The organism is Chamaesiphon sp. OTE_20_metabat_361 (assembly GCF_031364565.1).
Genome location: NZ_JANLWO010000494.1, coordinates 1 through 3,439, shown reverse-complemented (window position 1 = coordinate 3,439; position 3,439 = coordinate 1). Strand labels below are relative to the sequence as shown.

General features: G+C 49.5%; 3 protein-coding genes and 1 pseudogene. All 4 read right to left on the bottom strand.

Annotated features, from left to right (window positions below):
• Positions 1 to 381 precede the first annotated feature (381 nt).
• Positions 382 to 1,644: a GH39 family glycosyl hydrolase gene (locus RMO35_RS14435; RefSeq protein WP_309742028.1), complete on the bottom strand. Its 1,263-nt coding sequence runs from the start codon at positions 1,642 to 1,644 to the stop codon at positions 382 to 384.
• A gap of 219 nt (positions 1,645 to 1,863) precedes the next feature.
• Positions 1,864 to 2,811, bottom strand: coding sequence for a glycosyltransferase family 2 protein (locus tag RMO35_RS14430; RefSeq protein WP_309742027.1), 948 nt, complete (start codon positions 2,809 to 2,811; stop codon positions 1,864 to 1,866).
• Between the two features lie 64 nt (positions 2,812 to 2,875).
• Positions 2,876 to 3,094: a hypothetical protein gene (locus RMO35_RS14425; RefSeq protein WP_309742025.1), complete on the bottom strand. Its 219-nt coding sequence runs from the start codon at positions 3,092 to 3,094 to the stop codon at positions 2,876 to 2,878.
• A pseudogene (locus RMO35_RS14420) lies at positions 3,091 to 3,439 on the bottom strand (hypothetical protein); the annotation flags it as partial. The pseudogene RMO35_RS14420 and the gene RMO35_RS14425, both read right to left, overlap by 4 nt.

Here is a 3,439-nt window from a genome sequence, read left to right as displayed (position 1 = left end):
GTCTAAGTTAAAATTAAATAACTGTCAGATTCCGAACTCTTAACTCACCCTTGATTTATCCAAAGCTGTGTGCTGAAAGCGGTTTTAGCTAATTAAGCCTGACGGTTGCCATCAATTTAATTGTATTTTTCAAAAAAATATCTGCAAATTTACGGAGTATATGAGGTATGATAATTATCTCGAAAGTGTGTATAAATTGAATATCAATCGCGACAGAATAATCTTAACTCACCGCTCATTATAGGCATATTTACCATTTATATTCGATAGACATTCGACCGTAAATGTGCCGAACTTTATTACCATAAATCCGCTAAATATCTCAAGTCAATTGCGATCTCAGTCACATTAATTTTAGGAAGATCGTGCATGGGGAGAATTTTAAAATTGTTTAGTAGGCGACAAGAGTACGGGGGCAAAATCGATCGCAATCTGCCGAGAACCTGTCAGCGGCTGGCTTTTTCCATATAAATCTCGCACCGATCGCACTTGCCAGTTTTTGGGGACATTAAAAGTCAATTCTCGATCGGGATGCCACACGATCCAGAAGGGTTGCCCTTTACGCGTCAAATTGCACACCCAAGTCTGCGCGGAATTAGGCGCACAATTTTGCATTTTTGCGCCGACCAACCATGTTTGAATTTGGGCATAACTATTGGTAACATTAGTTACTGGTGTCAACTTTTTACCATCACTTTTTGTCAGATGTAAACTGACGGCTGTTTGGTTGTCCCACGCATACCAATAAAATCGCTGGACGCCACTAGCCCAATTAATTAAGTAAGTTCTGGCAATATGCGCCATCGCTTGGCGTTCGGGGGCGATCTCGCCCGGTTTTAGCCACCCTGATTCGGTATTCCACAATGGCTTTTGCGCTAGACCAAATTTACGCATCACCGCCTGCATCTGAGTAATAGATTTGCCCAAATCTTCTGGAACCGCCGAACTGGGATAAAAGTGCTGGGAGATCGCATCGGCATAGTTACCCCCACCGCGCCGAAAATAGTCCTGTTGCCACTGGAAATCGGGCGTGCCATTGGTAGCACCGGGCGAAAGGACATAAATCTGCGGATCGACTTGCTTGAGGATGGTATGCGCCTCCTGGGCTAATTCCACCATTTTCTCAGCACTACCGCTGTAAAAACGCTGGAGATCTGGTTCATTCCAGATTTCGTAATAACGGATTTTCCCACGATAGCGCGTCGCTACGGTGCGGACATAGTTGCGCCAATCCTTGAGGTCTTTTGGCTCTGCTGGCCAGCCGGGGTTCCCATACGCCGATTCGTCATTGGGACGCGCCGCCGCCCAGCGCGGCGTTTGCCCCAGTGTCAACAACAGCTCGACCTTGTGCTGGGCGGCTAATGCGACATAGCGATCGAGCAGTTCAAATTTCCAGGCTCCTGGCTGCGGTTCCAAGTCGCCCCAAGTTACATACGCATCCCACAGCCGCCACTGCGAAAAGGGGACAGTCGGCCAATTTTCCAGCGCGTGATGGATGTGCATCCCAAATAAGCTAGCTGGAATCGCCCGTGCGGGTGGGTTCATCGTTGATGGCGGCTGTGGTTTGAGGTTGAGTGCAGCGATCGGAATTGCGATCGCCACCAGGAGAAAAATGACTATCCATCGCTGTATCAATCTCAACATTGGCAATTAGGGGATAGGGAATAGGGAATGGATATCTTGTAGGGTGGGCAATGCCCACCATCTAGGTTTCAGGCACGATCTATCTAATAAATATTTGCACTAACTTACCTAAATCTGGCAGCTAATAGACCGCCTGAGAAAGTAAAAATACAATCTTTTTTAGTACTGTTTTTGTCTAGAGTTCCCCCTCATCCCTATCCCCTGACTTTCGCAGGAAGTCTAATCTAGTTTCAACTGGCTCGATCGCAAATTGCTACCAATCCGCACGACTGGGAGCAACAGCAGTCGCAGATAGGGAAACAGCCAGTAAACAGGCCACAGCAGACCAGCATACCGCTGGGCAAAGATTTTCCACTCGGTGACAGGCGGTAGGGTCATTTGGGTCAAATTTAGCCCTTTGGGTTGCCCGACGCGCTGCCACTGAAGGTACCAGGGCAGATTCTCCGTCGTCTCCGTCCAAGTTCTCGGGCGGAGATTTTGCGAGCAGGTGCCGCAAAAACCGGGCGCGAGCCAGACACTACCGCCTTGTTTTTGGGTGCGGAGTCCATAGTCTAGATCCCCCAGATAGTGAGTAAATGCCGGATCGAGATTGCCGACAATACCTGCAACCGATTTGGGAATTAAGACACAATTACCGTTGAGCGTGTCGCAGCGTTGCGGCTCGCTGCCCGGTGCGACTAGGGAAAAGCGCAGCGGACGATACCGATCTTGGCTCTCCAAGCCGCCATATGTCAGCACTCCCGTCTGCGGGTCGCAGGTAGCACCGACAATAATGGCTTGCGGATTGCCTTTGGCTGCCACCGCGTCCGATGCGTGCAGCAAACCTGCCAGCGCTGCGGGGTACAAGATCGTATCGTCATTGAGCCATAAATAATAGTCGTAGTCTCGATTCTCATTCTGAGAGGCTACGCCAACGAGTGCCGCCGCAAAAGCCATGTGCATCCCGCGATTCCAAAAGAGACTGCCATCTCCCTGGAGGATGTTTACTTGGGGATAGGCGGCGGCAACTGCCGTGGTGGTGCCATCGGTACTCCCATCATCTACTAGGTACACGCTCAGCGATCGATCCTCGCCACCATCTTGACTAAATAGCGAGTCGAGGCTGTCGAGGGTTTTCTGCTTGCGGTTGTAGCAAGTCATCAGCACGGCAATAGTCGGATTTTGCATGAATTTTCCATGTTTTAGACTGAGTAGTCGGCGATCGCATTTACTAGTACTAGGCGGCACAAATTCAGTCACTATTCAGATTTTTCCATCTGTCTGGAAAAGGTGCTTCACTTTTCGCTCCCATCTCCCAACTCCCATCTCCCATCTCCCATCTCCCAACTCCCATCTCCCATCTCCCATCTCCCATCTCCCAACTCCCATCTCCCAACTCCCAACTCCCATCTCCCATCTCCCAACTCCCATCTCCCAACTCCCAACTCCCAACTCCCAACTCCCAACTCATTTTACGTTCTCGCTAGAATTGCCTGCTGGGAGAAAGATGGTGGAGCGGGAATAGTAGAGCTTCGATGTCGAGGCAATCATTCCAGCAGAACTGATACTGGAAGAACCCATGTTTTCGGTACCATTGGCAACTATCCCCAGGATCGGTAGCTGTGAGATTTTCAGCTCGCGAATTGCTTGAATCAGCGTAGAGCGTTGGGTCTTCCCTAGTTTAGCCACTAAGACAATGCCATCGACTTGAGAACCCACCCAACTGAGATCGGCAAAATTCATCGGTGGGGTGTCGTAAATCACCAGATCGAACTCTGTTTCAAATTCCTGCATCAAACTTTTGAGCTTGGTCGAT